28 protein-coding genes are annotated in these 25,276 nt (G+C 67.8%); 16 read left to right on the plus strand and 12 right to left on the minus strand.

Annotated elements, in window-relative coordinates:
* Positions 1-3: 3 nt before the first annotated feature.
* Together ADBZ9K_RS20235 and ADBZ9K_RS20240 are read left to right on the plus strand one after the other, a co-directional pair.
* A complete protein-coding gene (locus tag ADBZ9K_RS20235) occupies positions 4-384 on the plus strand; it encodes a DUF8021 domain-containing protein (protein WP_526623592.1) in 381 nt (126 codons plus the stop codon).
* Positions 385-398: 14 nt separating this feature from the next.
* Positions 399-854 carry a nitroreductase family deazaflavin-dependent oxidoreductase gene (locus ADBZ9K_RS20240; protein ID WP_526623594.1) on the plus strand — a complete coding sequence of 152 codons (456 nt, stop codon included), beginning with the start codon at positions 399-401 and terminating at the stop codon, positions 852-854.
* A gap of 150 nt (positions 855-1,004) precedes the next feature.
* Here ADBZ9K_RS20240 and ADBZ9K_RS20245 read toward each other — a convergent pair whose 3' ends face one another.
* Both ADBZ9K_RS20245 and ADBZ9K_RS20250 read right to left on the minus strand, forming a co-directional pair.
* Positions 1,005-1,910, minus strand: a complete 906-nt coding sequence (locus tag ADBZ9K_RS20245) for an SDR family oxidoreductase (protein ID WP_526623596.1) — start codon at positions 1,908-1,910, stop codon at positions 1,005-1,007.
* Between the two features lie 12 nt (positions 1,911-1,922).
* On the minus strand, positions 1,923-2,741 hold the full coding sequence (locus ADBZ9K_RS20250; protein WP_526624266.1) for an SDR family oxidoreductase: 819 nt from the start codon (positions 2,739-2,741) through the stop codon (positions 1,923-1,925).
* A gap of 23 nt (positions 2,742-2,764) precedes the next feature.
* Here ADBZ9K_RS20250 and echA20 point away from each other — a divergent pair, with 23 nt between their 5' ends.
* Genes echA20 through ADBZ9K_RS20285 form a run of 7 tightly spaced genes read left to right on the plus strand, consistent with a single transcriptional unit; the run spans position 2,765 to position 8,137 of the window.
* On the plus strand, positions 2,765-3,520 hold the full coding sequence (echA20, locus tag ADBZ9K_RS20255) for a (7aS)-7a-methyl-1,5-dioxo-2,3,5,6,7,7a-hexahydro-1H-indene-carboxyl-CoA hydrolase (RefSeq protein ID WP_526623598.1): 756 nt from the start codon (positions 2,765-2,767) through the stop codon (positions 3,518-3,520).
* Positions 3,521-3,554: 34 nt separating this feature from the next.
* On the plus strand, positions 3,555-4,433 hold the full coding sequence (gene ipdA, locus ADBZ9K_RS20260) for a cholesterol ring-cleaving hydrolase subunit IpdA (protein WP_526623600.1): 879 nt from the start codon (positions 3,555-3,557) through the stop codon (positions 4,431-4,433).
* Positions 4,430-5,179 carry a cholesterol ring-cleaving hydrolase subunit IpdB gene (gene ipdB, locus ADBZ9K_RS20265; protein ID WP_526623602.1) on the plus strand — a complete coding sequence of 250 codons (750 nt, stop codon included), beginning with the start codon at positions 4,430-4,432 and terminating at the stop codon, positions 5,177-5,179. The genes ipdA and ipdB overlap by 4 nt, the downstream gene beginning before the upstream one ends.
* On the plus strand, positions 5,176-6,234 hold the full coding sequence (gene ipdC, locus ADBZ9K_RS20270; protein WP_526623604.1) for a (3aS,4S,5R,7aS)-5-hydroxy-7a-methyl-1-oxo-octahydro-1H-indene-4-carboxyl-CoA dehydrogenase: 1,059 nt from the start codon (positions 5,176-5,178) through the stop codon (positions 6,232-6,234). Before ipdB ends, ipdC begins: the two co-directional genes overlap by 4 nt.
* A 58-nt stretch (positions 6,235-6,292) precedes the next feature.
* Complete coding sequence (locus tag ADBZ9K_RS20275; RefSeq protein WP_526623606.1) at positions 6,293-6,706, plus strand: nitroreductase/quinone reductase family protein; 414 nt, start codon at positions 6,293-6,295, stop codon at positions 6,704-6,706.
* 43 nt (positions 6,707-6,749) lie between these two features.
* Entirely contained in the window at positions 6,750-7,400 is a 651-nt protein-coding gene (locus ADBZ9K_RS20280) for a SatD family protein (RefSeq protein WP_526623608.1), read from the plus strand.
* Positions 7,397-8,137: a hypothetical protein gene (locus ADBZ9K_RS20285; protein ID WP_526623610.1), complete on the plus strand. Its 741-nt coding sequence runs from the start codon at positions 7,397-7,399 to the stop codon at positions 8,135-8,137. Before ADBZ9K_RS20280 ends, ADBZ9K_RS20285 begins: the two co-directional genes overlap by 4 nt.
* 114 nt (positions 8,138-8,251) lie before the next feature.
* Here the strand turns inward: ADBZ9K_RS20285 and fadA6 are convergent, their stop codons facing one another.
* From fadA6 to ipdE1, 4 genes are read right to left on the minus strand one after another with little or no spacing between them, the layout of a single operon-like run.
* Positions 8,252-9,400 carry a steroid 3-ketoacyl-CoA thiolase FadA6 gene (gene fadA6 / locus ADBZ9K_RS20290; RefSeq protein WP_526623612.1) on the minus strand — a complete coding sequence of 383 codons (1,149 nt, stop codon included), beginning with the start codon at positions 9,398-9,400 and terminating at the stop codon, positions 8,252-8,254.
* 10 nt (positions 9,401-9,410) lie between these two features.
* Positions 9,411-10,016, minus strand: a complete 606-nt coding sequence (kstR2, locus tag ADBZ9K_RS20295) for a TetR family transcriptional regulator KstR2 (RefSeq protein ID WP_526624268.1) — start codon at positions 10,014-10,016, stop codon at positions 9,411-9,413.
* Positions 9,998-10,789: a (5R,7aS)-5-hydroxy-7a-methyl-1-oxo-2,3,5,6,7,7a-hexahydro-1H-indene-carboxyl-CoA reductase gene (ipdF, locus tag ADBZ9K_RS20300; protein WP_526623614.1), complete on the minus strand. Its 792-nt coding sequence runs from the start codon at positions 10,787-10,789 to the stop codon at positions 9,998-10,000. Before ipdF ends, kstR2 begins: the two co-directional genes overlap by 19 nt.
* The gene (gene ipdE1, locus ADBZ9K_RS20305; protein WP_526623616.1) at positions 10,789-11,937 is read right to left on the minus strand and encodes an acyl-CoA dehydrogenase IpdE1; all 1,149 of its coding nucleotides are present in this window, start codon (positions 11,935-11,937) and stop codon (positions 10,789-10,791) included. The genes ipdF and ipdE1 overlap by 1 nt, the downstream gene beginning before the upstream one ends.
* A gap of 80 nt (positions 11,938-12,017) precedes the next feature.
* Here ipdE1 and fadD3 point away from each other — a divergent pair, with 80 nt between their 5' ends.
* Genes fadD3 through ADBZ9K_RS20335 form a run of 6 tightly spaced genes read left to right on the plus strand, consistent with a single transcriptional unit; the run spans position 12,018 to position 18,727 of the window.
* On the plus strand, positions 12,018-13,598 hold the full coding sequence (gene fadD3 / locus ADBZ9K_RS20310; protein ID WP_526623618.1) for a 3-((3aS,4S,7aS)-7a-methyl-1,5-dioxo-octahydro-1H-inden-4-yl)propanoate--CoA ligase FadD3: 1,581 nt from the start codon (positions 12,018-12,020) through the stop codon (positions 13,596-13,598).
* Complete coding sequence (locus ADBZ9K_RS20315; protein ID WP_526623619.1) at positions 13,598-14,752, plus strand: acyl-CoA dehydrogenase family protein; 1,155 nt, start codon at positions 13,598-13,600, stop codon at positions 14,750-14,752. Before fadD3 ends, ADBZ9K_RS20315 begins: the two co-directional genes overlap by 1 nt.
* Positions 14,749-15,705: an acyl-CoA dehydrogenase family protein gene (locus tag ADBZ9K_RS20320; RefSeq protein WP_526623621.1), complete on the plus strand. Its 957-nt coding sequence runs from the start codon at positions 14,749-14,751 to the stop codon at positions 15,703-15,705. The genes ADBZ9K_RS20315 and ADBZ9K_RS20320 overlap by 4 nt, the downstream gene beginning before the upstream one ends.
* A complete protein-coding gene (gene ipdE2, locus ADBZ9K_RS20325) occupies positions 15,702-16,661 on the plus strand; it encodes an acyl-CoA dehydrogenase IpdE2 (protein ID WP_526623623.1) in 960 nt (319 codons plus the stop codon). The genes ADBZ9K_RS20320 and ipdE2 overlap by 4 nt, the downstream gene beginning before the upstream one ends.
* 9 nt (positions 16,662-16,670) lie before the next feature.
* Positions 16,671-17,558 (plus strand): patatin-like phospholipase family protein, encoded by an 888-nt coding sequence (locus ADBZ9K_RS20330; RefSeq protein ID WP_526623625.1) that lies wholly within the window; start codon positions 16,671-16,673, stop codon positions 17,556-17,558.
* A gap of 5 nt (positions 17,559-17,563) precedes the next feature.
* The gene (locus tag ADBZ9K_RS20335; RefSeq protein ID WP_526623627.1) at positions 17,564-18,727 is read left to right on the plus strand and encodes a pyridoxal phosphate-dependent aminotransferase; all 1,164 of its coding nucleotides are present in this window, start codon (positions 17,564-17,566) and stop codon (positions 18,725-18,727) included.
* On the opposite strand, the gene ADBZ9K_RS20340 is transcribed toward ADBZ9K_RS20335, so the two are convergent.
* The 5 genes from ADBZ9K_RS20340 to ADBZ9K_RS20360 all read right to left on the minus strand — a co-directional run bounded on the left by ADBZ9K_RS20340 (position 18,724) and on the right by ADBZ9K_RS20360 (position 23,567).
* Positions 18,724-19,083, minus strand: coding sequence for a hypothetical protein (locus tag ADBZ9K_RS20340; RefSeq protein ID WP_526623628.1), 360 nt, complete (start codon positions 19,081-19,083; stop codon positions 18,724-18,726). The two genes, ADBZ9K_RS20335 and ADBZ9K_RS20340, sit on opposite strands and share 4 nt — an antisense overlap.
* A gap of 177 nt (positions 19,084-19,260) precedes the next feature.
* The gene (locus ADBZ9K_RS20345) at positions 19,261-20,007 is read right to left on the minus strand and encodes a 3-hydroxybutyrate dehydrogenase (RefSeq protein ID WP_526623630.1); all 747 of its coding nucleotides are present in this window, start codon (positions 20,005-20,007) and stop codon (positions 19,261-19,263) included.
* Positions 20,004-21,359, minus strand: a complete 1,356-nt coding sequence (locus tag ADBZ9K_RS20350) for an MFS transporter (protein WP_526623632.1) — start codon at positions 21,357-21,359, stop codon at positions 20,004-20,006. The genes ADBZ9K_RS20345 and ADBZ9K_RS20350 overlap by 4 nt, the downstream gene beginning before the upstream one ends.
* Before the next feature lie 133 nt (positions 21,360-21,492).
* Positions 21,493-23,010 carry a GMC family oxidoreductase gene (locus ADBZ9K_RS20355; protein ID WP_526623634.1) on the minus strand — a complete coding sequence of 506 codons (1,518 nt, stop codon included), beginning with the start codon at positions 23,008-23,010 and terminating at the stop codon, positions 21,493-21,495.
* Between the two features lie 119 nt (positions 23,011-23,129).
* A complete protein-coding gene (locus ADBZ9K_RS20360) occupies positions 23,130-23,567 on the minus strand; it encodes a dioxygenase (RefSeq protein ID WP_526623636.1) in 438 nt (145 codons plus the stop codon).
* On the opposite strand from ADBZ9K_RS20360, the gene ADBZ9K_RS20365 reads away from it, so the two are divergent.
* Positions 23,493-24,383 (plus strand): MerR family transcriptional regulator, encoded by an 891-nt coding sequence (locus ADBZ9K_RS20365; RefSeq protein ID WP_526623637.1) that lies wholly within the window; start codon positions 23,493-23,495, stop codon positions 24,381-24,383. The genes ADBZ9K_RS20360 and ADBZ9K_RS20365 overlap by 75 nt on opposite strands.
* A 50-nt stretch (positions 24,384-24,433) precedes the next feature.
* On the opposite strand, the gene ADBZ9K_RS20370 is transcribed toward ADBZ9K_RS20365, so the two are convergent.
* Positions 24,434-25,276, minus strand: a complete 843-nt coding sequence (locus tag ADBZ9K_RS20370) for an SDR family oxidoreductase (protein WP_526623638.1) — start codon at positions 25,274-25,276, stop codon at positions 24,434-24,436.

Below are 25,276 nucleotides of genomic sequence, written 5' to 3' on the forward strand. Positions count from 1 at the left end.
GCGGTGACCCAACCTGTTTCGGATGACACCCGGATCGCGGCGGCGCAGGCCTATATCAGCGCGCTGGCCAGCCACCGGGCGGACCACGTGCCGTTCGCGCCCGGGTGCACCCGTATCGAAGTGGGCCTCAAGACCGGCTTCTCTGGAGATCACCTGCGCCGCAGCCTTAATCGCGGACCCCAGTACCGGATCATCGAGACCACGACCGCACCGGAGTTCACCGTCAGCGGTGACGAGATCCGGGCCCGATTCGATGTCATCACCAAACCCTCGCTGGGTGGCCGCCGGGTGTGCGCGCACGTCGACGAGACGTTCCTGATCCCCGTCGCCGATGGCAAGATCCATCACATCCGGGCCCACATCCGCCCGTTCATCAAGCGCTAGCCCGAGGAGCTTTCTTGCCTAAACCGCGCCCCAAGGGCCTCGACACACCGACGACGAAATTCATCATCAAGTGGATGTCAAAAGCGCAGACCGCGGTCTACACAGCCAGCAAGGGCAAGATTGGCGGCAGTTTCCTCGAAGGCGCGCCGGTGGCGCTGCTGACGACCATCGGACGCAAGAGCGGTGAGCCGCGGGTCGCGCCACTGCTGTTCCTGCGCGAAGGCAATCGGATTGTGCTGGTCGCTTCCCAGGGCGGCAGCGACAAGCACCCACTGTGGTACCTCAACCTCAAGGCGAACCCTAAGGTGAAAGTCCAGATCAAGGACGAGGTGCTCGAGTTGACGGCGCGCGACGCCACCGAAGAAGAGCGCGCCGAGTACTGGCCCAAGATGACCGCGTTCTACTCGGGTTTCGAAGACTACAAGTCCTGGACCGACCGGGTCATTCCGATCGTGATCTGCGACCCGTAAATGGGGCACCTTGACGGGGTGTCCGAGCTGTCACATGTTGTCGTGAGTCGCTAATCCGCTCCAACTGTCACGACTTCGCCCAGACTGTTCTTATCGAGCAAAAGTCCGGGTAACCGTCGCGACAGTTACAGGCTCGCGGTTGTGTGGAAACTAAGCGCCGAAGACCGGCAGCGGTGTCCGGGACTCGGCCAGCAGATCGCCGACGACCGGGCCGAGCTCGGCCGGATCCCACCGGGCGCCCTTGTCGGCCTCCGCGCCACGGGCCCAGCCCTCGGCGACCCGGATGATGCCGCCCTCGACCTCGAACACCCGTCCGGTGACATCCTTGGCCTCTACACTGCCGAGCCAGACCACCAGCGGCGAGATGTTCTCCGGGGCCATGGCGTCGAAATCGTTGTCCTGCGTGGCCATCATGTCCGCAAAGACTGTCTCGGTCATCCGGGTACGCGCTGACGGGGCGATCGCGTTGACCGTCACGCCGAAGCGGCCCATCTCAGCGGCGGCCACCAGGGTCAAGGCGGCGATCCCCGCCTTGGACGCGCTGTAGGTCGCTTGCCCGACACTGCCCTGCAGACCGGCACCGGAGCTGGTGTTGATGATGCGAGCGTCCACGGCATTGCCTGCCTTGGACTGCGCGCGCCAGTACGCGCCGGCGTGCTTCATGGTGGCGAAGTGTCCCTTGAGATGCACGGCGGTAACGGCGTCGAACTCGTCCTCGGTGGCGTTCACGAACATCCGGTCCCGGACGATGCCGGCATTGTTGACCAGAACGTCGAGCCCGCCGAAGGAGTCGACGGCGGTCTGGATCAACTCGGCGGCCTGGGCCCAGTCGGCGACATTGGAGCCGTTGGCGACGGCTTCGCCACCGGCCGCGGCGATCTCGTCGACCACCGACTGCGCGGCACTGCCGCCGCCGGCAGGCGAGCCGTCCAGCCCGACGCCGATGTCGTTGACCACCACCCGCGCGCCCTCAGCGGCGAACGCCAGTGCGTGCGCGCGCCCGATGCCGCCACCAGCACCCGTGACGATGACCACCCGGCCGTCGAGCAAACCCATTCCCGTGTCTCCTTACTTGTTGGCATTCGAGGCGGACAGATAGGCGGGCGGCTCTCCGCCGCCGTGCACCGCCACCTTGGCTCCACTGATGTACGCGGCCAGGTCGGAGGCCAGAAACGCTGCCGCCCAGCCGATGTCGGCCGGTTTGGCCAGCCGCCCCAGCGGCACGGTGGCCGCGACGGCGGCCTGCGACTCGGCGTCGCCGTAGAACAATTCGGCCTGCTCGGTTTCGACCATGCCGACCACGAGCGCGTTGACGCGGACCTTGGGTGCCCACTCCACCGCCAGCGTGGTGGTCAGGCTTTCCACCCCGGCCTTGGCCGCACTGTAGGCCGCGGTACCCGGCGAGGGCCGGCCCGCGCTCACGCTCGAGATCGACACGATCGAGCCGCCGTGCGGCTGGGTCTGCATGACGGCGTTGGCCGCCTGCGAGACATGCAGCATGCCAAGAAGATTGAGCTCGACGATCTTCTGGTGGAACTTCGGGGAGGCCTCGGCCGCCAGTGCATACGGCGAGCCGCCGGCGTTGTTCACCACGATATCGAGGCGGCCGTACTTGTCGACGATGGACCCGATGAGGGCGGCGACGGCGTCCGGATCCCGGACATCGCAGCTGTGAAAGTCATACGGCAGTCCGTCGACCGCGCGGCGCGCGCAGGTGACGACGGTGGCGCCCTGCTCGGCGAAGACCGCGCTGATTCCCGCACCCACCCCGCGCACACCACCGGTCACCAGCACCACACGGCCGTGTAGGCCCAGGTTGACAGCAGCGGGAGTGTCAGCGGCCTCGATCACTGTGCTAGCGTACCAAGCAAGTGCTTGCTTAGGTATTCGCCCCCATTCAGGAAGAGCCAATGACCATCACGTCCAGCACCGTCGAACCCGGCATCGTCGCCGTCACCGTCGACTACCCGCCCGTCAATGCAATCCCGTCCCGAGGCTGGTTCGAACTGGCCGACATCATCACCGCCGCCGGCCGGGACCTGACCACCCACGTGGTGATCCTGCGGGCCGAGGGCCGCGGGTTCAACGCCGGCGTGGACATCAAGGAAATGCAGAAGACCGAGGGCTTCACCGCGCTGATCGACGCCAACCGCGGCTGCTTCGAGGCCTTCCGGGCCGTCTACGAGTGCGCGGTCCCCGTGGTCGCCGCCGTCAACGGCTTCTGCGTGGGCGGCGGCATCGGCCTGGTCGGCAACGCCGACGTGATCGTCGCCTCCGACGACGCGAAGTTCGGCCTGCCCGAGGTCGAGCGCGGCGCACTGGGTGCGGCCACCCATCTGTCCCGGCTGGTCCCCCAGCACATGATGCGCCGGCTGTTCTACACCGCGGCGACGGTGGACGCCGCAACCCTGCACCACTTCGGTTCCGTGCACGAGGTGGTCCCGCGTGCCGAGCTCGACGAGGCCGCCCTTCGGGTGGCCCGCGACATCGCGACCAAGGACACCCGGGTGATCCGTGCCGCCAAGGAGGCGCTGAACCTGATCGACGTGCAGCGGGTCAACTCCAGCTACCGCATGGAACAGGGATTCACCTTCGAGCTGAACCTCTCCGGGGTCGCCGACGAGCACCGCGATGCCTTCGCCGGCACCGAGAAGGGGTCGAAATGACTCGGCTGGCCGGAGCGAAGCGTCAGGGGGAACAGTGGTAGACAAGCGAACGACACTCGACGAGGCGGTCGCCGAGATCGAGAGCGGCATGACGATCGGCGTCGGCGGCTGGGGATCCCGGCGCAAGCCGATGGCCTTGGTGCGGGCGCTGCTGCGTACCGACGTCACCGACCTGACGGTGGTCAGCTACGGCGGACCCGACATCGGGCTGCTCTGCTCGGCAGGCAAGGTCAAGCGGGTGTATTACGGCTTCGTGTCGCTGGACTCACCGCCGTTCTACGACCCATGGTTCGCCAAGGCCCGCACGACGGGCGCGATCGAGGCGCGCGAGATGGACGAAGGCATGTTGCGCTGTGGCTTACAGGCCGCCGCCCAGCGGCTGCCGTTCCTGCCCATCCGTGCCGGGTTGGGCAGTGACGTGCGGGCGTTCTGGGGTGACGAGCTCAAGACCGTGAAGTCCCCCTACCTGACCGGTGGTGGTTTCGAAGAGCTCATCGCCATGCCGGCGCTGAACCTCGACGTCGCTTTGGTACACCTGAATCTTGGTGATGCCCAGGGCAATGCCGCCTATACCGGGATCGATCCGTACTTCGATGACCTGTTCCTGATGTCGGCGCAGCAGCGCCTGCTGTCAGTAGAGAAGGTGGTGACCACCGAAGAGCTGGTGAAATCCGTTCCACCGCAAGCCCTGCTGATCAACCGGATGATGGTCGACACCGTCGTCGAGGCCCCCAACGGCGCACACTTCACCACCGCCGAGCCTGATTACCGCCGCGATGAGAAGTTCCAGCGCCACTATGCCGAAGCCGCGGCGTCCGAAGACACCTGGGCAGAGTTCGTCTCGACCTACCTGTCGGGCAGCGAGGCTGATTATCAAGCCGCCGTACGCAAGTTCAAGGAGGACCGAGCATGATCTCCGTGACCCGTGCCGAGGTGTGCGCCGTCGCCTGCGCCGAACTGTTCCGCGAGGCCGGCGAGATCATGGTCAGCCCGATGACGACGATCGTGTCGATCGGCGCCCGGCTGGCCCGGCTGACCTTCTCCCCCGACATCGTGCTCACCGACGGCGAGGCCCGGCTGATCGCCGACACCCCCGCCATCGGCGCTCCCGCCGCGATCGAGGGCTGGATGCCGTTCGGGCGCGTCTTCGAAACGCTCGCCTGGGGCCGGCGCCATGTCGTGATGGGCGCCAACCAGATCGACCGCTACGGCAACCAGAACCTGTCGGCCTTCGGCCCGCTACAACATCCGACCCGACAGATGTTCGGTGTGCGCGGCGCACCGGGCAACACGATCAACCACGCCACCAGTTACTGGGTCGGCAATCACTCCAAGCGGGTATTCGGCGATGCCGTCGACATCGTCTCTGGGATCGGCTGGGACAAGGTAGATCCGGACAACCCCGCTTACCGCTTCGTGAATGTCTACCGCGTGGTGACCAACCTCGGAGTGTTCGACTTCAACGGACCTGACCACCAGATGCGGGCGGTGTCGCTGCACCCCGGTGTCGATCCGGAGCAGGTCGTGGAGAACACCTCGTTCGAAGTGCACGGCCTGGGCGAGGCGCAGACCTCCCGCCTGGCGACCGAGGAAGAACTTACCCTCATCCGCGAGCGGATCGATCCGAAGGGCTTGCGCGACAAGGAAGTCAAGGTATGAGGTTGCGGACCCCGCTGACCGAGCTGGTCGGCATCGAGCACCCGGTCGTACAGACCGGAATGGGCTGGGTCGCCGGGGCACGGCTGGTGTCGGCGACGTCCAACGCCGGCGGCCTGGGTATCCTGGCCTCGGCCACAATGACCATCGATGAGCTCGCGAGGGCGATCGGCAAGGTCAAGGCCACCACCGACCGGCCCTTCGGGGTCAACATCCGCGCCGACGCGGCCGACGCCGGGGACCGGGTGGACCTGATGATCCGCGAAGGCGTCAAGGTTGCCTCGTTCGCGCTGGCCCCGAAGCAGGAATTGATCGCACGCCTCAAAGAAGCCGGCTCCGTGGTGATTCCGTCCGTCGGTGCAGCCAAGCACGCCCGCAAGGTGGCCGGCTGGGGTGCCGACGCGGTGATCGTGCAGGGTGGCGAGGGCGGCGGGCACACCGGCCCGGTCGCTACCACGCTGCTACTCCCCTCGGTGCTCGACGCCGTGGACATCCCAGTGGTCGCCGCGGGTGGGTTCTTCGACGGCCGCGGGCTGGCCGCGGCGCTGTCCTATGGCGCCGCCGGCGTGGCGATGGGCACCCGGTTCCTGCTGACGTCGGACTCGACGGTGCCCGAGGAGATCAAGCAGCGCTACCTGAAGGCCGCCCTCGACGGCACCGTGGTCTCCACCCGGGTAGACGGAATGCCGCACCGAGTGCTGCGGACCGAACTCGTCGAGAAGCTCGAGAGTGGCTCGCCGGTAAGGGGTTTCGCCGCCGCGGTCCGCAACGCGGCCAAGTTCAAGAAGATGTCGCAGATGACCTGGACGGCGATGATCCGCGATGGCCTGGCCATGCGCCACGGCAAGGATCTCACCTGGGCGCAGGTCCTGATGGCGGCCAACACGCCGATGCTGCTGAAGGCCGGCCTGGTCGAGGGCAACACCGAGGCGGGGGTGCTGGCCTCCGGGCAGGTCGCCGGGATCATCGAGGATCTGCCGTCGTGCGCGGAGCTGGTCCAGACCATTGTCGGCGACGCTATCAAGCATCTACAGGCAGCCGCCGCGCTCGTCGAATAGGGCGTAACTTGGGTTTGTACGCCAGCCCAATGAGTTCGTCTCGACGTCGGGGGACGTTATGGCACTAGCACCGAACACCTGGCCGCGGCAGTTCCGCGACCTGATCCTCCTGTCCAACAAATACCTGCTCAACCCCGTGATGCTGCGGCTCTCGGGGACCCGCTACTGGTACGCGTCGGTGGTGCACCACACCGGGCGTCAGTCCGGCAAGGAGTACGCCACGCCCGTGGTGGCCGACCGCGTCGGCGACTGGTTCATCGTTCCGCTGCCCTACGGCACGCAGGTCGACTGGCTGCGTAACGTGCTGACGGCCGGGCGGGCCCGCATCACGACCAAGGGCCAGACCTACGAGGTCGTCTCACCCGAGATCATCGACGCCACTGAGGCCCTTCCGCTACTTCCGCGCGATCGGCGGCGGACATTCGAGCGCACCGGAATCGACCATTTCCTGCGCGCCACACTCTCCCAGTGAAGTAATACGCTGAACTTTGACAGAATGAAGCTATAATCTTCACATGAAGGGCGTGAAGGCCGGAGCTTCGTCGATGCGCGCGGCCCTCATCGGGGACGTGGTCGGCTCGCGGCAGGCATCCGACCGTGGCGATCTGCATCGCCGCGTGACCCGTGCTCTCGCCGATGTCGCCGCCACCGCCATCGACCCGCCCGCGTTCACGGTCGGTGACGAATTCCAGGGCAGCTATCCCGCTGTCGGTGCGGCGATCGACGCCGCGCTGTCGGTGCGGCTGGCACTGGCGCCCGACGTCGACGTCCGCTTCGGCGTCGGCTGGGGCGAGGTCACCATCCTCGACCCCGACACCGGCATCCAGGACGGCCCTGGCTGGTGGTCGGCGCGAGAAGCCATCGAGTGGACCGCCGGTGCCCAGCAGCAGCCCGGCCTCGCCCACGTCCGCACCACCTACCGCCGCGCCGACACCGAAGGTCCCGAACCCGACGCCGTCAACGCCGCCCTGATGTGTCGGGACCATCTGCTTGGATCGCTGGATGGACGGTCCCTGCGCTTGCTGCGGGGGCTCCTCGAGCACAGGACGAAGAAGGAACTGGCGGCAATGGAAGGCATCAGCGCCTCCGCGGTGTCGCAGCGGACGGCACGTGACGGGCTGGATCTTCTGGTGCTGGCCAGCGGGCAACTGCGGGCCCTCCGATGAGCAGTGTCGCCGTCTTCCTGATCGCTGTGGGGTGCGCCGACATCCTGCGCCGGCTGACGTCACAGGCTTGGCCCGCGGTGCTCGCCGGCCCGCTCACCGCGGTCGCGACGGCAGCACTGTGCGGGCTGTGGCACCTCGGCGACGTCATGGTTGTCGGGATCGCGGCCGTCGCGGCAGCCTCGTGGGAACTGGCCTGTACCCGTGCCGAACGGATCGGCGGCCGCTGGCAGGTCGGGCCGCTGGTCCTGTTCGCCGGCGTCATCGCCACCTTGATCGTGCTGTCCGGGCTGGGCTCGCCGGTGGGCGGCCCGGTCGCGGCCTGGGTCACCTGGGCTGCGCTGCCGGGGCTGCACACCGTGGAACCAGGCCGCGTCGTCATGGTGGTCGGCGTGGTGCTGCTGCAACTGGTGACCGGAAACCAGTTGGTGCGGCTGCTGCTCGGGTCGGTCGGTTCGCTCAAACCGGCCGGCCAGCCGCAGGCGTCCGACCGCCTCAGGGGCGGCCGGCTGCTCGGTCCCATGGAGCGGCTGCTCATCCTCGGACTGAGCCTGGCCGGGCAGCTCGCCGCCGCGACCGCGGTCGTGGCAGCCAAGAGCATCATCCGATTCCCCGAGATCAACGCCCAAAAAGTCCGGGAAAACGGCGGTATCGGCATCGACGACGTCACTGAGTACTTCCTGGTCGGCAGCTTCGCCAGCTGGATCGTCGCGCTCGGCGGCCTCGCGCTCGCCCAGTAGCAGCACGGCGCCACCCACTTCGTGACGTCGACCACTGACCCCGTCGACTGTGCGATCCCATACGCCCGCGACGGCGCGTCGCGTATGAAACCGCACAGTCGGCGCTGAAGAGCGTCAGAGCCTTTCGATGATGGTGACGTTGGCCGTCCCGCCGCCCTCGCACATCGTCTGCAGGCCGTACCGGCCGCCGGTGCGCTCGAGCTCGTTGAGTAGCGTCGCGAACAGCTTGGCCCCGGTGGCGCCCAGTGGGTGGCCCAGAGCGATCCCGCCGCCGTTCGGGTTGACCTTCGCCGGGTCGGCCTTGGTCTCCTTGAGCCAGGCGAGCACGACTGACGCGAACGCCTCGTTGATCTCCACCACGTCGATGTCGTCGATCGTGAGCCCGGCCTTGTCCAGCGCGTACCTGGTGGCCGGAATCGGACCGGTCAGCATGATCACGGGATCGTCGCCGCGGGCACTGATGTGGTGGATGCGGGCCCGCGGAGTCAGATTGTGATCCTTGACCGCCTGCTCGGAAGCCAGCAGCACCGCGCTTGCGCCGTCGCAGATCTGGCTCGCCATGGCGGCGGTCAGCCGGCCGCCGTCCACCAGCGTCTTGAGGCCGGCCATCTTCTCCAGGGTGGTCTCGCGCGGGCACTCGTCGACGGCAAAGCCGTCGATCGGCAGGATCTCGTTGGCGAAGTGCCCGGCACGGATCGCAGCGAACGCACGCTCATTGCTGTCCAGCGCGAACCGTTCCATGTCCTCACGGGTGATCTCCCATCGCTCGGCGATCATCTCCGCGCCGCGAAACTGTGAAACCTCCTGGTCGCCATAGCGTTTGAGCCAACCCTTCGACTCGTTGGTCGGCGAGGTGAAGCCGAACTGCTCGCCGACGGTCATCGCCGAGGAGATCGGGATCTGGCTCATGTTCTGCACGCCACCGGCCACGATGAGGTCCGCGGTGCCGGCCAAGATGGCCTGCGCCCCGAACGAAATCGCCTGCTGGCTCGACCCGCACTGACGATCCACGGTCACCCCGGGCACGGCTTCGGAATACCCGGCGGCCAACCAGGACAGCCGTCCGATGTTGCCTGCCTGCCCACCGATCGCGTCGACGCACCCGGCGATCACGTCATCGACGGCGTCCGGGTCGACATCCTGGCGGCCCAGCAGCCCCTGCCAGGCGGCGGCACCCAGGTCGATCGGGTGCACGCCGGCCAGCGATCCGTTGCGCTTGCCCACCGCGGTGCGCACGGCGTCGATGACGTAGGCCTCAGCCATGTCGATCTCCTTACTTTGGGGCGGCTATTCCGCCGAGGACGATGGAAAGGTATTGGCGGCCAACCTCTTCGGCCGTCAGCGGGCCACCCGGCTGATACCAACGCACGGAAACCCACGTGGTATCCCGGATGAACCGGTACACCACGTCGACATCGATGTCGGGCCGGAAGTAGCCCTGTTCGACGCCGGAGTTGAGCAGGTCGAGCCACATCTTGCGCTGTTCTTTGTTGCGAACCTCGACGAAATCGAACTGCGGCAGCGCGGACAGCCGCTTGGCCTCGTCCTGGTAGATCACCACTTGCGCGTGCCGGTCTTCGATCGCCTCGAAGGACGTCATGAACAGACCCTTGAGCCGCTCGAGCGGATTGGGCTCGGTGGTGATGATCTGCTGGTAGCGGTCGAACAGCCAGTCCAGGAAGTCGCGCAGGACCTCCTCGACCATCTGCTCCTTGCTCTTGAAGTGGTGATAAAGGCTGCCGGACAGAATGCCCGCCGAGTCGGCGATGTCGCGCACGGTGGTCGCACGCAGGCCGCGTTCGGCGAACATCGTCGCGGCGAGCACCAGAAGCTCGTCGCGACGGCTGACCGGCTGCTCGGTCACGCGCGTTGGCTCGATACCGAAATGACTTCGCCGGTCAGGTAACTCGAGTAGTCACTGGCCAGGAACGCGATGGTGGCCGCCACCTCCCACGGCTCGGCGGCACGGCCGAAGGCCTCGCCCTCCGAGAGCCGGTCGAGCAGGTCGGAGGAGCTGACCTTCTCGAGGAACTTATGCCGCGCGATGCTCGGCGACACGGCATTGATGCGCACCCCGTACTCGACGGCTTCGATTGCGCTGCACCGGGTCAGCGCCATCACGCCCGCCTTGGCGGCGGCGTAGTGCGACTGCGAATGTTGCGCCCGCCAGCCCAGGACGCTGGCGTTGTTGACGATCACACCGCCGTGACCGGCGTCGCGGAAGTAGCGCAGCGCGGCGCGGGTCGCCCGCATGGTCGAGGTCAACGTGACGTTCAGGACGCGATCCCAGTCTTCGTCGGTCATGTCGACGACCGGGGTTTCACCGCCGAGGCCGGCGTTGTTCACCAGGACATCCAGCCGGCCCATGACGGCCACCGCGTCGGCGACCAGTGCGTCGACGGCGGAAGTGGAGGTGACGTCGCACACCACGCTCTCCACCCGGCCGAGGCCCAATTCCGCCAACTGGTCCCGGGTTTCGCCGAGCCGGCGCTCGTGGTGATCGGAGACGACGACGTCGGCACCCTCAAGCAGCGCGCGCCGTGCCGTCGCCGAGCCGATGCCGGTGCCGGCCGCCGCGGTCACGACGACGACCTTGCCGGTCAGCAGGCCGTGGCCGTCAATCTCTGTGGGGACGTCCGCTAATGACGGCACTAGCCCTTCACCTCTCGAGGCAGGCCGAGTACGCGCTCGGCGATGATGTTGCGCTGGATTTCGTTGGAGCCGCCGTAGATTGTGTCAGAGCGGGAGAACAGGAACAGTCGCTGCCATTCGTCGAATTCGCCGCCGGGCATGAGCAGGCCGGACTTGCCCTTGATCTCCATGGCCAGCTCGCCGAGGTCGCGGTGCCAGTTGGCCCACAGCAGCTTTGACACGTTATCTTGACCGGGCTGCTCCACGTCCATGGTCGCCAGCGCATAGGACCGCATGGTCTGCAGGCCGGCCCAGGCCCGGGTAAGCCGCTCTCGGATCAACGGGTCGTCGATCGCGCCGTTGGCCTTGGCGAGCTCGGCGACCCCGGAAAGCTCACGGGCATAACGGATCTGCTGACCCAGCGTGGACACGCCGCGTTCGAAGGTCAACGTCCCCATCGCGACCCGCCAGCCGTCGCCCGGCTCGCCCACCACCAGGTCGGCGCCGGTGCGGGCGTCGGTGAAGAACACCTCGTTGAACTCGGAGTCGCCGGTCAGCTGGATGATCGGGCGGATCTCCACACCCGGCTGGTCCAGCGGCACCAGCAGGTATGACAGGCCGGCGTGACGTTTGGAGCCCTTCTCGGTGCGCGCCACCACGAAGCACCACTGTGCCCAGTGCGCCAGCGACGTCCACACCTTTTGCCCGTTGATCACCCACTCATCGCCGTCGAGAACGGCCGAGGTGGCGACGTTGGCCAGGTCACTGCCGGCGCCGGGCTCGGAGTAGCCCTGCGACCACAACTCGGTGACGTCGAGGATCCGGGGCAGGAAGCGCTGCTGCTGCTCGGGGGTTCCATAGGCGATCAGCGTGGGGCCGAGCAGTTCCTCGCCGAGGTGGTTGACCTTGTCCGGCGCGTCGGCCTTGGCGTACTCCTCATAGAAGGCCACCCGGTGCGCCACGGACAGACCCCGGCCGCCGTGCTCGACGGGCCAGCCCAGACAGGTGAGCCCCGCGGCCGCCAGGTGGCGGTTCCACGCGAGCCGCTCTTCGAAGGCTTCATGTTCGCGGCCCGGGCCGCCGAGGCCCTTGAGCGCGGCGTATTCGCCGACCAGGTTGTCGGCCAGCCACTGGCGGACCTCCGCCCGGAACTCCTCGACCGTTATCACCCCTGTAGGCTAACCTACCAAGCACTTGCTTTGTTAGCCCGGTGACTCTGCAGATCGGGCAAGTCCCATGAGGAGCCTCAATGACGAGACCCGGCGGGCAGGAGCGCAGCGGCACGGGGCTGTCAGCGCGCACCACACCCGCGGTGCTGGACCGGATGGCCCTCGACTACGCCGACCACCAGGCGCTGGTCACCGAGGATCGCAGCTTCACCTTCGCCGAACTGCGTGACGAGGTCCGCCGGGCCGCGGCGTCCATCATCGGGCTCGGCGTACAGGCCGGCGACAAGGTCGCCATCTGGTCGCCCAACACCTGGCACTGGGTGATCGCCTGCCTGGCCACTCACTACGCCGGTGCGGTCATGGTGCCGCTGAACACTCGCTACACCGCCGACGAGGCCTCCGACATCCTGGCTCGCACCAAGGCGCCGCTGCTGTTCGGGATGGGCCGCTTTCTGAATGCGGACCGGGTGGCCGCCCTCGACCGCGCCGCCCTGCCGGCGCTGCGGCACATCGTCCGCATCCCGATCGAGTCGGACCCCCCACATGAGGCTGGCACCTGGGACGAGTTCCTCGCCGGACCGCAGCCGCCGCTGTCGGAGGTCGACGCCCGCGCGGCGGCAGTGCGCCCCGACGACGTCTCCGACGTCCTGTTCACCTCCGGAACGACCGGGCGCAGCAAGGGCGTGCTGTGCGCACACCGGCAGTCGCTGGCTGCCTCGGCCGCGTGGGCCGCGTGCGGCGAACTCACCAGCGCTGACCGCTACCTGTGTATCAATCCGTTCTTCCATAACTTCGGCTACAAGGCCGGCATCCTGGCCTGCCTGCAGACCGGGGCCACGCTGATCCCTCAGCTCACCTTCGACCCCGAGCAGGCGATGCGGGTGGTCGCCGAGCAACGCATCACCGTGCTGCCCGGGCCGCCGACCATCTTCCAGACGCTGCTCGACCACACCGCCCGCAAGAACTACGACCTGAGCTCGCTGCGGTTCGCGGTGACCGGTGCAGCCACGGTGCCGGTGGTGCTCATCGAACGCATGCAGGCCGAACTCGACTTCGACATCGTGCTGACCGCCTATGGGCTGACCGAGGCCAACGGGTTCGGGACCATGTGCCGTGCCGACGACGACGCCGTCACCGTGGCGACCACCTGCGGACGCCCGATCGCGGACTTCGAACTGAGAATCGACGGGACCGCCGGAGCCGCCGGGGAGGTACTGCTGCGCGGGCCCAATGTGATGCTGGGCTACCTCGAGGACCCCCAGGCCACCGCGGCCGCGATCGACGCCGAGGGCTGGCTGCACACCGGGGACGTCGGCACCGTCGATGAGGCGGGGAATCTGCGCATCACCGACCGGCTCAAGGACATGTACATCTGCGGCGGCTTCAACGTCTATCCCGCCGAGGTGGAGCAGGTGCTGGCCCGGCTCGACGGAGTGGCCGACGCCGCCGTCATCGGGGTACCCGACGAGCGTCTCGGCGAGGTCGGCAAAGCCTTCATCGTCCGCCGTCCCGGCAGCGAGCTCGACGAGCAGGCCGTCATCGACTACACCCGAAAACACCTGGCCAACTTCAAGACACCCCGCTCGGTGGTCTTCGTGGCGACGCTGCCCCGAAACCCCGGCGGCAAGGTGGTCAAACCCACACTGCGAGAGATGGTTTGATGGATCTGAGCTACGACGACGCCACCGAGACCTTCCGCGATGAGGTGCGCACGTTCCTCGCGGAGAACAAGAACTCGTTCCCGACGAAGTCCTACGACACCGCCGAGGGGTTCGAGCAGCACCGGCACTGGGACCGGGTGCTGTTCGACGCCGGCCTGTCGGTGATCACCTGGCCCGAGAAGTACGGCGGCCGGGATGCCAGCCTGCTGCAGTGGGTGGTCTACGAAGAGGAGTACTTCCGCGCCGGGGCGCCGGGACGGGCCAGCGCCAACGGCACCTCGATGCTGGCGCCCACACTGTTCGCCCACGGCACCGAGGAGCAGCTCGACCGCATCCTGCCGAAAATGGCCAGCGGCGAGGAGATCTGGGCGCAGGCTTGGTCGGAGCCGGAGTCCGGCAGCGATCTGGCGTCACTGCGTTCGACGGCCACCCAGACCGACGGCGGGTGGCTACTCAACGGCCAGAAGATCTGGAGTTCGCGGGCGGTGTTCGGCGACCGGGCGTTCGGGCTGTTCCGGTCCGATCCCACCGCTGAGCGCCACCGCGGCCTGACCTACGTCATGTTCGATCTGAAGGCCGACGGGGTGACGGTGCGCCCGATCGCACAGTTGGGCGGGGACACCGGTTTCGGAGAGATCTTCTTCGACAGCGTGTTCGTGCCGGACAACGACGTCATCGGGAGCGTGCACGACGGCTGGCGCGCCGCGATGAGCACGTCGAGCAACGAACGCGGCATGTCGCTGCGCAGCCCGGCCCGGTTCCTGGCGCCCGCCGAGCGGCTGGCATCGACGTGGCGAAGCCACGGCGCCGACCCAGCATTCGCCGACCGGGTAGCCGACGCCTGGATCAAGGCCCAGGCCTACCGGTTGCACACGTTCGGCACCGTGACCCGGGTGGCCGGCGGTGGTGAACTCGGCGCCGAGTCGTCGGTGACCAAGGTGTTTTGGTCAGACCTCGACGTGGCGATCCATCAGGCGGCATTGGAGCTGCGTGGCGCTGACGCCGAGCTCACCAATGCCTGGACCGATGGGCTGCTGTTCGCCCTCGGCGGCCCGATCTATGCGGGTACCAACGAAATTCAGCGCAACATCATCGCCGAGCGTCTGCTCGGGCTGCCTAGAGAAAGCTCGGCGAGCGCAGGAGTGAAGAAATGAGATTCGCACTCGACGAACAGCAGCGTGATTTCGCGGCCAGCATCGACGCCGCGCTGGGCGCCGCGGACATGCCGGCGGCGGTCCGCGCCTGGGCGCAGGGTGACACCGCACCCGCCCGCAAGGTGTGGTCGACGCTGACCGATTTGGGCGTGACCGCGCTGCTGGTCCCGGAGAAGTACGACGGTATCGAGGCCCACCCGGTCGATCTGGCGGTCGCACTCGAGCGCCTCGGCCGCTGGTGTGTGCCCGGGCCCGTCGCCGAATCCATCGCGGTCGCACCGGTTCTGCTCGCAGACGATGACCGCTCGGCCGCCCTCGCCGCCGGCGAACTGATCGCCACGGTGGCCCTGCCGCCCGCGGTGCCCCGCGCGGTCAATGCCGACTTCGCCGGGCTGACCCTGCTGGCCCGCGACGGCCAGGTCGCCGACGCCACCGCCGGCGAGGCGCACGAGTCCGTCGATCCCACCCGCACGCTCTTTGACGTCACCGCCGCCGGGGACACCCAGCCGGCCGACGTGGCGCGCGCCTTCGAGTTCGGGGCGCTGGCCACCGCGGCGCAGCTGATCGGCGCCGGCCAGGCAATGTTGGACATGTCGGTCGAATACGCCAAACAGCGCAGTCAATTCGGCCGCCTCATCGGCAGTTACCAGGCGATCAAGCACAAGCTTGCCGACGTGCACATCGCGCTGGAGATGGCTCGCCCGCTGGTCTACGGTGCCGCGCTCTCGCTGGCCGACGGCTCGGCCGACACCACCCGGGACGTCAGCGCCGCCAAGGCCGCCGCATCCGACGCCGCACTGCTGTCGGCGCGGTCGTCGCTGCAGACCCACGGTGCCATCGGGTTCACCTCCGAGCACGATCTGTCGCTGTGGCTGTTGAGAGTCCAGGCCCTGCACTCGGCGTGGGGCGACCCCACCACCCATCGACGTCGCGTACTGGAGGCGCTGGCATGACCTCTACCGAGGAACGGCAGATGCTGCGCGACACCGTCGCCGCGCTGGCGGACAAGCATGCGTCGTCGGCGGCGGTGCGCGCGGCGATGCAGTCCGACCGCGGCTACGACGAGTCGCTGTGGACGATGCTGTGCGAGCAGGTCGGCGTCGCCGCCCTGGTGGTGCCCGAGGAGCTCGGCGGCGCCGGTGGCGAATTGGCGGACGCGGCAGCGGTTCTCGAAGAACTGGGCCGCGGCCTGGTTCCCACGCCGCTGCTCGGCACGACACTGGCCGAACTGGCTTTGCTGGCCGCCTTGGAAACTGGGGGGGCCCAAGACGCCGACACCCTCGAAGGGCTGGCCGCCGGCGCGCTCGTCGGCGCGGTGGTGTTCGACCCCGGCTATGTCGTCAACGGCGAGGTGGCCGACGTGGTGGTGGCCGTCGAGGACGGCTCGCTGGTCCGCTGGGCCGACGTCACCGCCGAGGCCGTGCCGACCGTGGACCCGACCCGTCGACTGGCCCGGCTGGCCCCCGGCTCGACCGAGGTGATCGGCACCGATCCCGGTCTCGCCGACATTGCGGCGATCCTGCTCGCCGCCGAGCAGATCGGGGCCGCCACCCGCTGCCTGGAGCTCACCGTCGACTACACGAAGGAACGTGTGCAGTTCGGCCGGCCGATCGGCAGCTTCCAGGCCCTCAAGCACCGGATGGCCGATCTGTACGTCGCGGTCCAGTCGGCCCGCGCACTCGTCGGCGATGCGGTCGCCCAGCCCACGCCGGTGTCGGCGGCGCTGGCCCGGCTGGCCGCCAGTGAAGCGTTCAGCAAGGTTGCTGGCGAGGCCGTGCAGATGCACGGTGGCATCGCGATCACCTGGGAGCACGACATCCAGCTGTACTTCAAGCGGGCGCATGGCAGCGCTCAGCTGTTCGGTCCGCCGCGCGATCAACTGCGCCGGCTGGAGGCCGAAGTGTTCTAGCCTGCTTGGGTGCAGACCGACAGCGTCGAGAGCCTTCCGCGGCCGATCGGTTACGTACTCGGCGGGGGCGGCAGCCTGGGCGCGGTCCAGGTGGGCATGCTGCAGGCGCTCAGCGAGCGGGACGTCCAACCCGATCTGGTGATCGGCACCTCGGTGGGGTCGATCAACGGGGCGGTGCTGGCATCGGATCCCCTGGGGGCAGCCAACCGGCTCTCGCATGTATGGGCCCGGATGACGAGGGCGAAGGTATTCCCAGGCGGTCTCATCGCGCAGGCGCTGCTCTTGCAGCGGGCCAAGACCCACCTGTTCCCCAACACCGGACTCGCCGAGATGATCGCCGAATTTCTGGGCCCCACCATTGATTTCGCCGACTTGACAGTGCCGTTCGCGGCCGTGACGGTGGACGTCGCGACCGCACGGCCGTATGTGATACGCCAGGGCCCGCTGCTGCCCGCGCTGTTGGCCAGCTCCGCCATTCCTGGTATCTATCCGCCGGTGGATCACGACGGCCGCCGCCTCTACGACGGCGGTGTGGTGGCCAATGTCCCGATGCGCCAGGCCGTCGAGATGGGCGCCCGGTCGCTGATCGTGCTCGACTGCTACTTCCCCGGCCAGCTACCCGGCTCGACCGACACCATCGCCGACGTCCTGCTCTACACGGCGTTGGTCACCATGCGCTCGCAGGCGGTGGCCGAGGCCACCTTGGTCGCCGAGTCGCTGCCGGTGGTGTACCTGCCCGGGCCGGCACCCAAATTGGTCTCACCGCTCGATTTCACCCATACCACCGACCTGATCGCGGACTCCTATTCCTCGGCACGGCGGTTCCTGCAGGACGTCCGAATCGCCGGCGCCGGGCTGTACCATCGGCTGCCGCCCGAAGCCGGTGGCCTAGCCTGACTCAGGTGAATAGTCGCGTTGCCCTGCGAGCCGGTATCCCGCCGTTCTATGTCATGGACGTGTGGCTGGCCGCCGCCGAACGGCAACGCACCCACGGCGATCTGGTGAACCTCTCCGCCGGCCAGCCCAGTGTCGGGGCACCCGAGCCGGTGCGGGCCGCCGCAGCGGCCGCACTCGAGGCCAATACGCTGGGCTACACCGTCGCGCTCGGCATCCCGCAGCTGCGGGAGGCGATCGCCGCGTCCTACGCCGACCGGTACGGCCTGGACGTCACCGCCGACGACGTGGTGGTGACCACCGGATCCTCGGGCGGCTTCCTGCTGGCCTTCCTGGCCTGTTTCGACGCCGGAGACCGGGTGGCCATCGCCAGCCCGGGCTATCCCTGCTACCGCAACATCCTCTCCGCGCTCGGGTGCGAGGTGGTGGAGATCCCGTGCGGACCCGAGACCCGCTTCCAGCCGACCGTGCAGATGCTGGCCGAACTGGATCCACCGGTGCAGGGAGTCATCGTGGCCAGCCCGGCCAATCCGACCGGCACCGTGATCGCGCCGGAGGAACTCGCGGCGATCGCGTCGTGGTGCGACGAGACCGGGGCCCGGCTGATCAGCGATGAGGTCTACCACGGGCTGGTGTACCCCGGCGCTCCGGAGACGTCGTGCGCGTGGCAGACGTCGCGAAACGCCGTGGTGGCCAACAGTTTTTCCAAGTACTTCGCGATGACCGGCTGGCGGCTGGGCTGGATGCTGGTTCCGCGGGAGTTGCGCCGGGCGGTGGACTGCCTGACCGGGAACTTCACCATCTGCCCGCCGGTGCTGCCGCAGTACGCCGCGGTGGCGGCATTCACCCCCGAAGCGATCGCCGAGGCCGAGGGCCATCTGCACCACTACGCAGCGAACCGCGAGACGCTGCTGAGCGGATTACGGCAGATCGGCCTCACCCGACTGGCGCCAACCGACGGCGCGTTCTACGTCTACGCCGACGTGTCCGACTTCACCTCGGACTCGTTGACGTTCTGCGAAAACCTGCTGGCCGATACGGGATTGGCGATCGCCCCGGGCATCGATTTCGACACGGTGCACGGCGGATCCTTCGTCCGGCTGTCGTTCGCCGGACCGTCGAGCGATATCGACGAGGCGCTGCGCCGACTGGGGCCATGGCTGGCGCGTTAGCCGCCGATTCCGTTGTCAAGGCCGAGATGGGTTCCGAAGTACCAGGGAAGGCCGGCCCAATAGGCCAGCGCGAGCAGCATCGATACGCCGAGGGTGAGCAGGCACGCGATCAGTCGCGCTCGCGCGCCGATAGGGACTAGGGCAAGCAGGACGAACAGCGCTGCGAATGCGAACTGCACCCGCTCCAGAACCTGTTTCGGGTTGAGCGACGCCTTGTCGTAGTCGGTGAGGTGCCCGTCGGGAAAGCCGATCGTGTAGAGATCGGATGCCATGAACAGCGCCAACCCCAAGACCACCACGGCGCACACCGCGCACAAGATCCGTGCGCCGACCGGTGGGGCCACCCGCGCCATCATCCCACGGATGCTAGCCCTACCGCAGCAACGCCGCCTCCGACTGCGGCCAGGTACTGGGTACGCCTGCTTCTGACCGGGGAGGCCTCGGCTGCGGCGCGCCGGTGTCCGGGCGTTCCGCGGAAGAATACGGACACCCAGCCCACCCAGCCATCTGAACAACGGCGCTGAACCGCGGTCTCAACGGGCGCTCCAGCCGCCATCCATGGTGTAGGACGCGCCGGTGACCATCGCCGCGGCGGGCGAGGCCAGCCACCCGACCAGGCCGGCGACTTCTTCGGGCTCGACGAGTCGCTTGATCGCGCTCTCGCTGAGCAGGATCTTTTCGACGACTTCCCGCTCACCGATGCCGTGGGTACGAGCTTGGTCGGCAATCTGCTTGCTCACCAACGGCGTTCGCACATACCCGGGATTGACGCAGTTGCTGGTGACCCCACGCTGGGCGCCCTCGAGAGCGGTCACCTTGGACAGCCCTTCCAGCGCGTGCTTGGCGGTGACGTAGGCGACCTTGAACTCCGAGGCGCGGATACCGTGCACCGACGAGATGTTCACGATCCGGCCAAATCCCCGCTCGTACATTCCCGGCAACACTGAGCGGATGAGCAGAAACGGCGCCTCCACCATCAGCGTGAGCAGCATCCGAAACTTCTCCGGCGGGTAGTCCACGATCGGGTCGATAACCTGCATGCCGGCGTTGTTGACCAGGATGTCGGTGTCCAACCGGGCGTCCTCGAGCGCTGCGACGTCGAGAAGGTCCACCGCCCAAGCCTTTCCGCCGATCTCGTCGGCGAGTACCGTGGCACCCGCTGCGTCCACGTCGGCGACGGTGACGACCGCCCCGCGGGCAGCCAGCTCTCGCGCACAGGCCGCACCGATCCCGCTGGCCGCCCCGGTGATCAGGGCGGTGCGCCCTTCCAGGCCGGTCATACCGCCGCCCTGGCCGAGGTGGGCAGGCCGTGGCGCTGCGCGTCGGCGCTGTCGACGTCAGCCAGGTCGATGCCCTTGGTCTCGCGGGCGAAGGCCAGCGCAACGAGGGTGATCACCGCCGCCGCCGCGAGGTAGATCGCGATCGGGACCGCCGAGTCATAGATGTCCAGCAGCTTCACCGCGATGATCGGGGCGAGTGATCCGGCGAAGATCGCTGTGACCTGATAGCCAAGGGACACACCGGAATACCGCATCCGGGTGGGGAACATCTCGGCCATCAGCGCCGGTTGCGGCGCATACATCAAGGCGTGAATCATCAAGCCGAGGATGATCGAGCTCATGATCAGCAGGTACTGGCCGCTGTTCATCATCGGGAACGCGAAGAACCCCCAGGCGCCGGCGCCGACCGCCCCGACCAGGTACACCGGCTTACGCCCGAACCGATCCGAGAGCCGCCCGGCATACGGGATCACCAGGAAGTGCACCGCGTGTGCGGCCAGCAGCCACCACAAGATGTCGCTGGTGTCGGCGTGCACCTGGACCTTGAGGTACGTGATGGAGAAGGTGACCACCAGGTAGTACATGATGTTCTCGGCTACCCGCAGACCCATGGCGGTGAAAACCCCACGCGGATAACGCTTGAGGACCTCGAATACACCGTAGGAGGCAGCCTTGGTCAGTTCGGCCTCGCGCTGGGCCTCGACGAAGATCGGCGCGTCGGTAACCTTGGTACGCACGTAGTAGCCGACCAATACCACCACGGCCGACAACCAGAACGCCACCCGCCAGCCCCACGAGAGGAACGCGGCCTCGGTCAGCGTGCCCGTCAGCGTCAGCAGCACCACCGTCGCGAGCATGTTGCCCACCGGCACCCCGGCCTGGGGCCAGCTCGCCCAGAACCCGCGATCGCGGTCCGGGCTGTGCTCGGCGACCAGCAGCACCGCACCGCCCCACTCACCGCCGACCGCGAAGCCCTGGACGAAGCGAAGCACGACCAGCAGCGCCGGTGCCCAGTACCCGATCTGGCCGAATGTGGGCAGGCATCCCATCAGGAAGGTCGAGACACCGACCAGCACGAGGCTGAATTGCAGCAGCTTCTTGCGCCCGTGTTTGTCACCGAAGTGCCCGAACACCACGCCGCCCAGCGGTCGGGCGGCGAAGCCGACCGCGTAGGTGACGAACGCGGCGAGGATCGCGTCGAGGTCACTGGTGCCTTTGGCGAAGAAGACCTTGTTGAACACCAGCGTGGCTGCGGTGCCGTAGAGGAAGAACTCGTACCACTCGACGACGGTGCCGGCCATCGAGGCGACCACCACCCTGCGCAGCCCACTTGCCACATTCGTCACGCTCATCGCTGCCCCTCCTCGGCGCCCAGTGCCCCTCGACTGCCCATCTGTGATGACGGCCACACCTGACTGAGTATTGGTGCACGCCGCGGCGAGATGCAATGGCGAAAACCGCAGGACCTATCTGCGATTGTGCAGATCAGCGCAGAAGGTCGGCGGCCTTCTCGCCGATCATCATCGCGGCCGCGTTGGTGTTCACCGGTACGAGCCGCGGCATGATCGACGCGTCCGCCACCCGCACACCGGTCAAGCCGTGCACCCGCAGATCCGGTCCGACCACCGCGTCCGGACCGACTCCCATCGCACACGAGCCGACCGGGTGGTAATAGGTGCCCGTGCCGCGGGCGACGAAGTGCCGCAGCGCGGCCTCGTCGGTGGCATCGGGCCCCGGGAGTACCTCGCGCGCACGCCACGGTGCGAACGGCTCCGCGGCGGCGATCTCGCGCGCCACCTCGACCCCGTGCACCATTCGCCGCATGTCGGATTCCGCACCGAGATAGTTCGGATCGATCAGCGGTGGTGTCACCGGGTCGGGTCCGGCCAGCCGGACCGAACCGCGCGCCTCCGGCACCGTCGCGACCGCGAGCGTGAAGCTGTTCGCGGGCGCAGCCAAGTGCGGTGGATGAAATGGCACGTGGATGAACATCAGTTGCATGTCCGGGCCGGCCAGTGCCGCCGAGCTGCGCCACAACAACGACGCCTCGGCATGGTTGGTTCGACCCGCCGGAATCGGCTGCGCCGCCTCGTAGACGACACCGCACAGCGGATGGTCGTGCAGGTTGCGGCCGACGCCGGGCAGGTCGTGGATGACGCCGACGCCCGCGGCGCCCAGTTCCGCGGCGGGGCCGATGCCCGACAGCAGCAGCAGACGCGGCGAGTCCACGGCGCCGGCGCTGATCACCACCTCGGCCTCGGCGTAGACGGTCAGTTCGCGCCCGCTCTGCACGAGATCAACACCGACGCAATGACTTCCCACGAACCGCAGTTTGTGGGCGCGGGAATCCGTCATGACGGTCAGGTTGGGCCTGTCGCGCACGGGATGCAGGTAGGCGGCGGCGGTGCTCTGCCGAGTGCCACCGCAGATCGACAGATCATGCCAGCCGGCCCCCTCGGCGTCGGTGCCGTTGAAGTCGCCGGTCGGCGGGAATCCGGAGGCGATGGCGGCATCGAGGAACACCTGTGAGAGCGGATTGGCCAGCTCGGTCCCGGCCGGGGCCGGGAGCATCGGGCCGTGGGTGCCCCGGTAGCGCGAATCACCGGCCGGGACGGTCTCCATGCGCCGAAAGTAGGGCAGGACCGACTCGTAATCCCACCCGGTGCAACCGGCTTCGGCCCAGCTGTCAAAGTCGTTCGGGTGCCCCCGCAGATAAACCATCGCGTTGATGCTGCTGCTGCCACCGAGCGTGTGCCCGCGCGGCCAGTTGTGGGTGAACCCGGCTGTCCCCATCTGCGGGACGGTGTCATAGGCGTAGTCAATCTCGCTGCCCCACAACGCCGGCCACGCGGGTGGCGCACCGATCTCGGGCTTGGTGTCCGGCGGCCCGGACTCGAGCAGCAGCACCCGGATGCTCCGATCCTCGGACAGCCGGGCGGCGATCACCGACCCTGCAGATCCGGCACCGATCACCACGTAGTCGAATTCACTGAGTGCGATCACCTTCGGGACCTTTCGTGGGTTCCAACACGAAGTCGTAATTTGCTTGCAGCCAAGGCACTTCGGAGCTGCGTCCGTCCGGAGTCGGGCCGGGCTGCTGATGCTCGAACTCCACCACCAGATCAGCCTTGGTGCCGAAGACGACATCGGAGTCGAGATAGGGCGCCCCGGCTCGGAACAGGTGTCTGCCCGGTGCGAGCCAGCCACCGCATCGCAGCACTCCACTCGGACTCGGTGAGGCACACCTCCCGCGCGAACCCGTGCAGGTGGCGCACCAGCGCTTGCATGATCGTCGAAAGCCGCGGATCGTGGGCGGTAGCCCAGCGTGCGGTGGCGAGAGTGGTGATGTCGCGATCGAAAGCCGACGGCACTTCGTATCTCCTCGGAAGTCGTGTGTCAACACGCGGGCGACGATGGTTGCGCTGCGCGATATGTTGCGTATGGAGGTCGGGTCTCCCCCCGCAGAGAAGGCAAGGAGGCAAGTCGTGCGTTCCCGACTGACCATTGGAGAATTCGCCACCGTGACGCACCTGAGTGTGCGGACGCTGCGGCGCTACCACGAGGCCGGACTGCTCGAGGCCGCAACGGTCGACCCGGTGTCGGGCTACCGGTACTACGAGCCTGAGCAGATCCCCACCGCTCAGGTGATCCACCAACTCCGCCGACTCGATCTGCCGCTCGCCGAGGTCCGGTCGATCCTCGCCACCGACGATCCGCAGGAACGGGCCGAGGTCATTGCGGGCCACCTGCAGCGGCTGGAGGCCGAGCTGACCCGGACCCAGGCGGCCGTCATGTCGCTGCGCCGCCTGCTGCGCCCGGACCCGGCTGACGTTCACGTCGAGTTGCGGTCGGTGCCCGCGCGGACCGTCGCAGCGATCACCGAGCAGGCGCGCCTTGGCGATTCGCTGCTCTGGTACGACGCCGCGATGGCCGAGCTCGACGAGGCATTCCCGCCGGAGGAACGCACCGGGGCGCCCGGCGGGCAGTACGCGAACGCACTGTTCGCGCACGGAGCCGGGGTGATGATGGTCTTTCGGCCCGTGCGTTCCCCACGCGCATCCGGCCGGATCGAGGTCGTCGAGCTTCCGGCGGCGGATCTCGCCGTCGCGGTCCATTCCGGACCGCACGACGACATCGACGTGACCTATGGCCGCCTCGGCGCCTGGGTCGTCACGCATGCCCTTGCCGTCGCTGGACCGATCCACGAGACCTATGTGGTCGGACCGCGCGACACCGACGATTCGGCCCGGTGGCGGACCGAGATCGGCTGGCCTGTGTTCCCGCTCGCCCCGGTGTCCGAGTCCGGTGACGAAGGCGACCACGTCGTCGCGGCACGCGCGGCTCCGTCGGCCAGATCGATGAGAACCTCGGGATGACAGACGGTCACGGGACGTTGGTGGCGCGAAACTCGGCCTGCCTCTAGGGGTCACTGTTCGGGAAAGTCGGCGCCGCGGGACAACGTCTCGAGAGCGCGGACCTCGGCGAGCGAACCTTCGAGCGCCTTCACGACCGTGTCGTAGCCGCCGGCGCCCAGAACCAGCCGCCGAGGGGGCGGATCCTGGGCCATGGCAGCGATGACGGCACGAACTCCGCGCTGCGGGTCTCCGGGCTGAGAGCCGTTCTGCTGCAACATCGCCGAGCGAACCTGCTCCAGCATCGGCCGGTAGTCGGCGATGGGTTCGGCGATCGGCTGGTCGGAGAAACCGGCATAGGCGTGGGTCCGGAAAGCTCCCGGCTCCACCGCCATCACCTGAATACCCAGCGGCTCAACCTCTTCGGCGAGCACCTCGGTGACGGCCTCTACCGCGAATTTCGTCGCACTGTAGTGGCCGAATCCAGTGACGCCGCGGCGGCCGGCGACCGAGGACATGTTGACGATCCACCCGCTTGCGCGGGCGCGCATACCGGGCAGCACCGCCCGGATCACGCCGAGCAGTGCAAAGAAGTTCAGCTCGAACATCGCGCGGACATCGGCGTCCGCCATGCTCTCGATCGACCCGTACCAGCCGCGCCCGGCGTTGTTGACCAGGACGTCGATCCCGCCGAAGTGTTCTTCGGCCGCGCGAACGGCGGCCTGCACCTGGGCGGCATCGGTGACGTCGAGGGGCACGACCAGCACCCGGTCACCATGTGCCTGGGCCCAGGCATCGAGCTCCGCGGGCCGCCGTGCGGTGAGCACCACCCGGTCACCGATCTCCAATGCCGCCTCGGCGTAGGCCATTCCGAATCCACCGGGGGTACCGCCGGTGATGAACCAGTTCTTCATCAT

Source organism: Mycobacterium sp., from assembly GCF_965229265.1.
Lineage (GTDB): Bacteria > Actinomycetota > Actinomycetes > Mycobacteriales > Mycobacteriaceae > Mycobacterium.

Excerpts from the sequence above, each read along its gene's own strand:
- ADBZ9K_RS20280 (WP_526623608.1), top strand. The coding sequence starts at position 6,750 with ATGAAGGGCGTGAAGGCCGGAGCTTCGTCGATGCGCGCGGCCCTCATC.
- ADBZ9K_RS20275 (WP_526623606.1), top strand. The coding sequence starts at position 6,293 with ATGGCACTAGCACCGAACACCTGGCCGCGGCAGTTCCGCGACCTGATC.
- ADBZ9K_RS20315 (WP_526623619.1), top strand. The coding sequence starts at position 13,598 with ATGGATCTGAGCTACGACGACGCCACCGAGACCTTCCGCGATGAGGTG.
- echA20 (WP_526623598.1), top strand. The coding sequence starts at position 2,765 with ATGACCATCACGTCCAGCACCGTCGAACCCGGCATCGTCGCCGTCACC.
- ADBZ9K_RS20245 (WP_526623596.1), bottom strand. The coding sequence starts at position 1,910 with ATGGGTTTGCTCGACGGCCGGGTGGTCATCGTCACGGGTGCTGGTGGC.
- fadA6 (WP_526623612.1), bottom strand. The coding sequence starts at position 9,400 with ATGGCTGAGGCCTACGTCATCGACGCCGTGCGCACCGCGGTGGGCAAG.
- ADBZ9K_RS20340 (WP_526623628.1), bottom strand. The coding sequence starts at position 19,083 with ATGATGGCGCGGGTGGCCCCACCGGTCGGCGCACGGATCTTGTGCGCG.
- ADBZ9K_RS20285 (WP_526623610.1), top strand. The coding sequence starts at position 7,397 with ATGAGCAGTGTCGCCGTCTTCCTGATCGCTGTGGGGTGCGCCGACATC.
- ADBZ9K_RS20370 (WP_526623638.1), bottom strand. The coding sequence starts at position 25,276 with ATGATGAAGAACTGGTTCATCACCGGCGGTACCCCCGGTGGATTCGGA.
- ipdB (WP_526623602.1), top strand. The coding sequence starts at position 4,430 with ATGATCTCCGTGACCCGTGCCGAGGTGTGCGCCGTCGCCTGCGCCGAA.
- ipdE2 (WP_526623623.1), top strand. The coding sequence starts at position 15,702 with ATGACCTCTACCGAGGAACGGCAGATGCTGCGCGACACCGTCGCCGCG.
- ADBZ9K_RS20350 (WP_526623632.1), bottom strand. The coding sequence starts at position 21,359 with ATGAGCGTGACGAATGTGGCAAGTGGGCTGCGCAGGGTGGTGGTCGCC.
- ADBZ9K_RS20345 (WP_526623630.1), bottom strand. The coding sequence starts at position 20,007 with ATGACCGGCCTGGAAGGGCGCACCGCCCTGATCACCGGGGCGGCCAGC.
- ipdC (WP_526623604.1), top strand. The coding sequence starts at position 5,176 with ATGAGGTTGCGGACCCCGCTGACCGAGCTGGTCGGCATCGAGCACCCG.
- fadD3 (WP_526623618.1), top strand. The coding sequence starts at position 12,018 with ATGACGAGACCCGGCGGGCAGGAGCGCAGCGGCACGGGGCTGTCAGCG.
- ADBZ9K_RS20320 (WP_526623621.1), top strand. The coding sequence starts at position 14,749 with ATGAGATTCGCACTCGACGAACAGCAGCGTGATTTCGCGGCCAGCATC.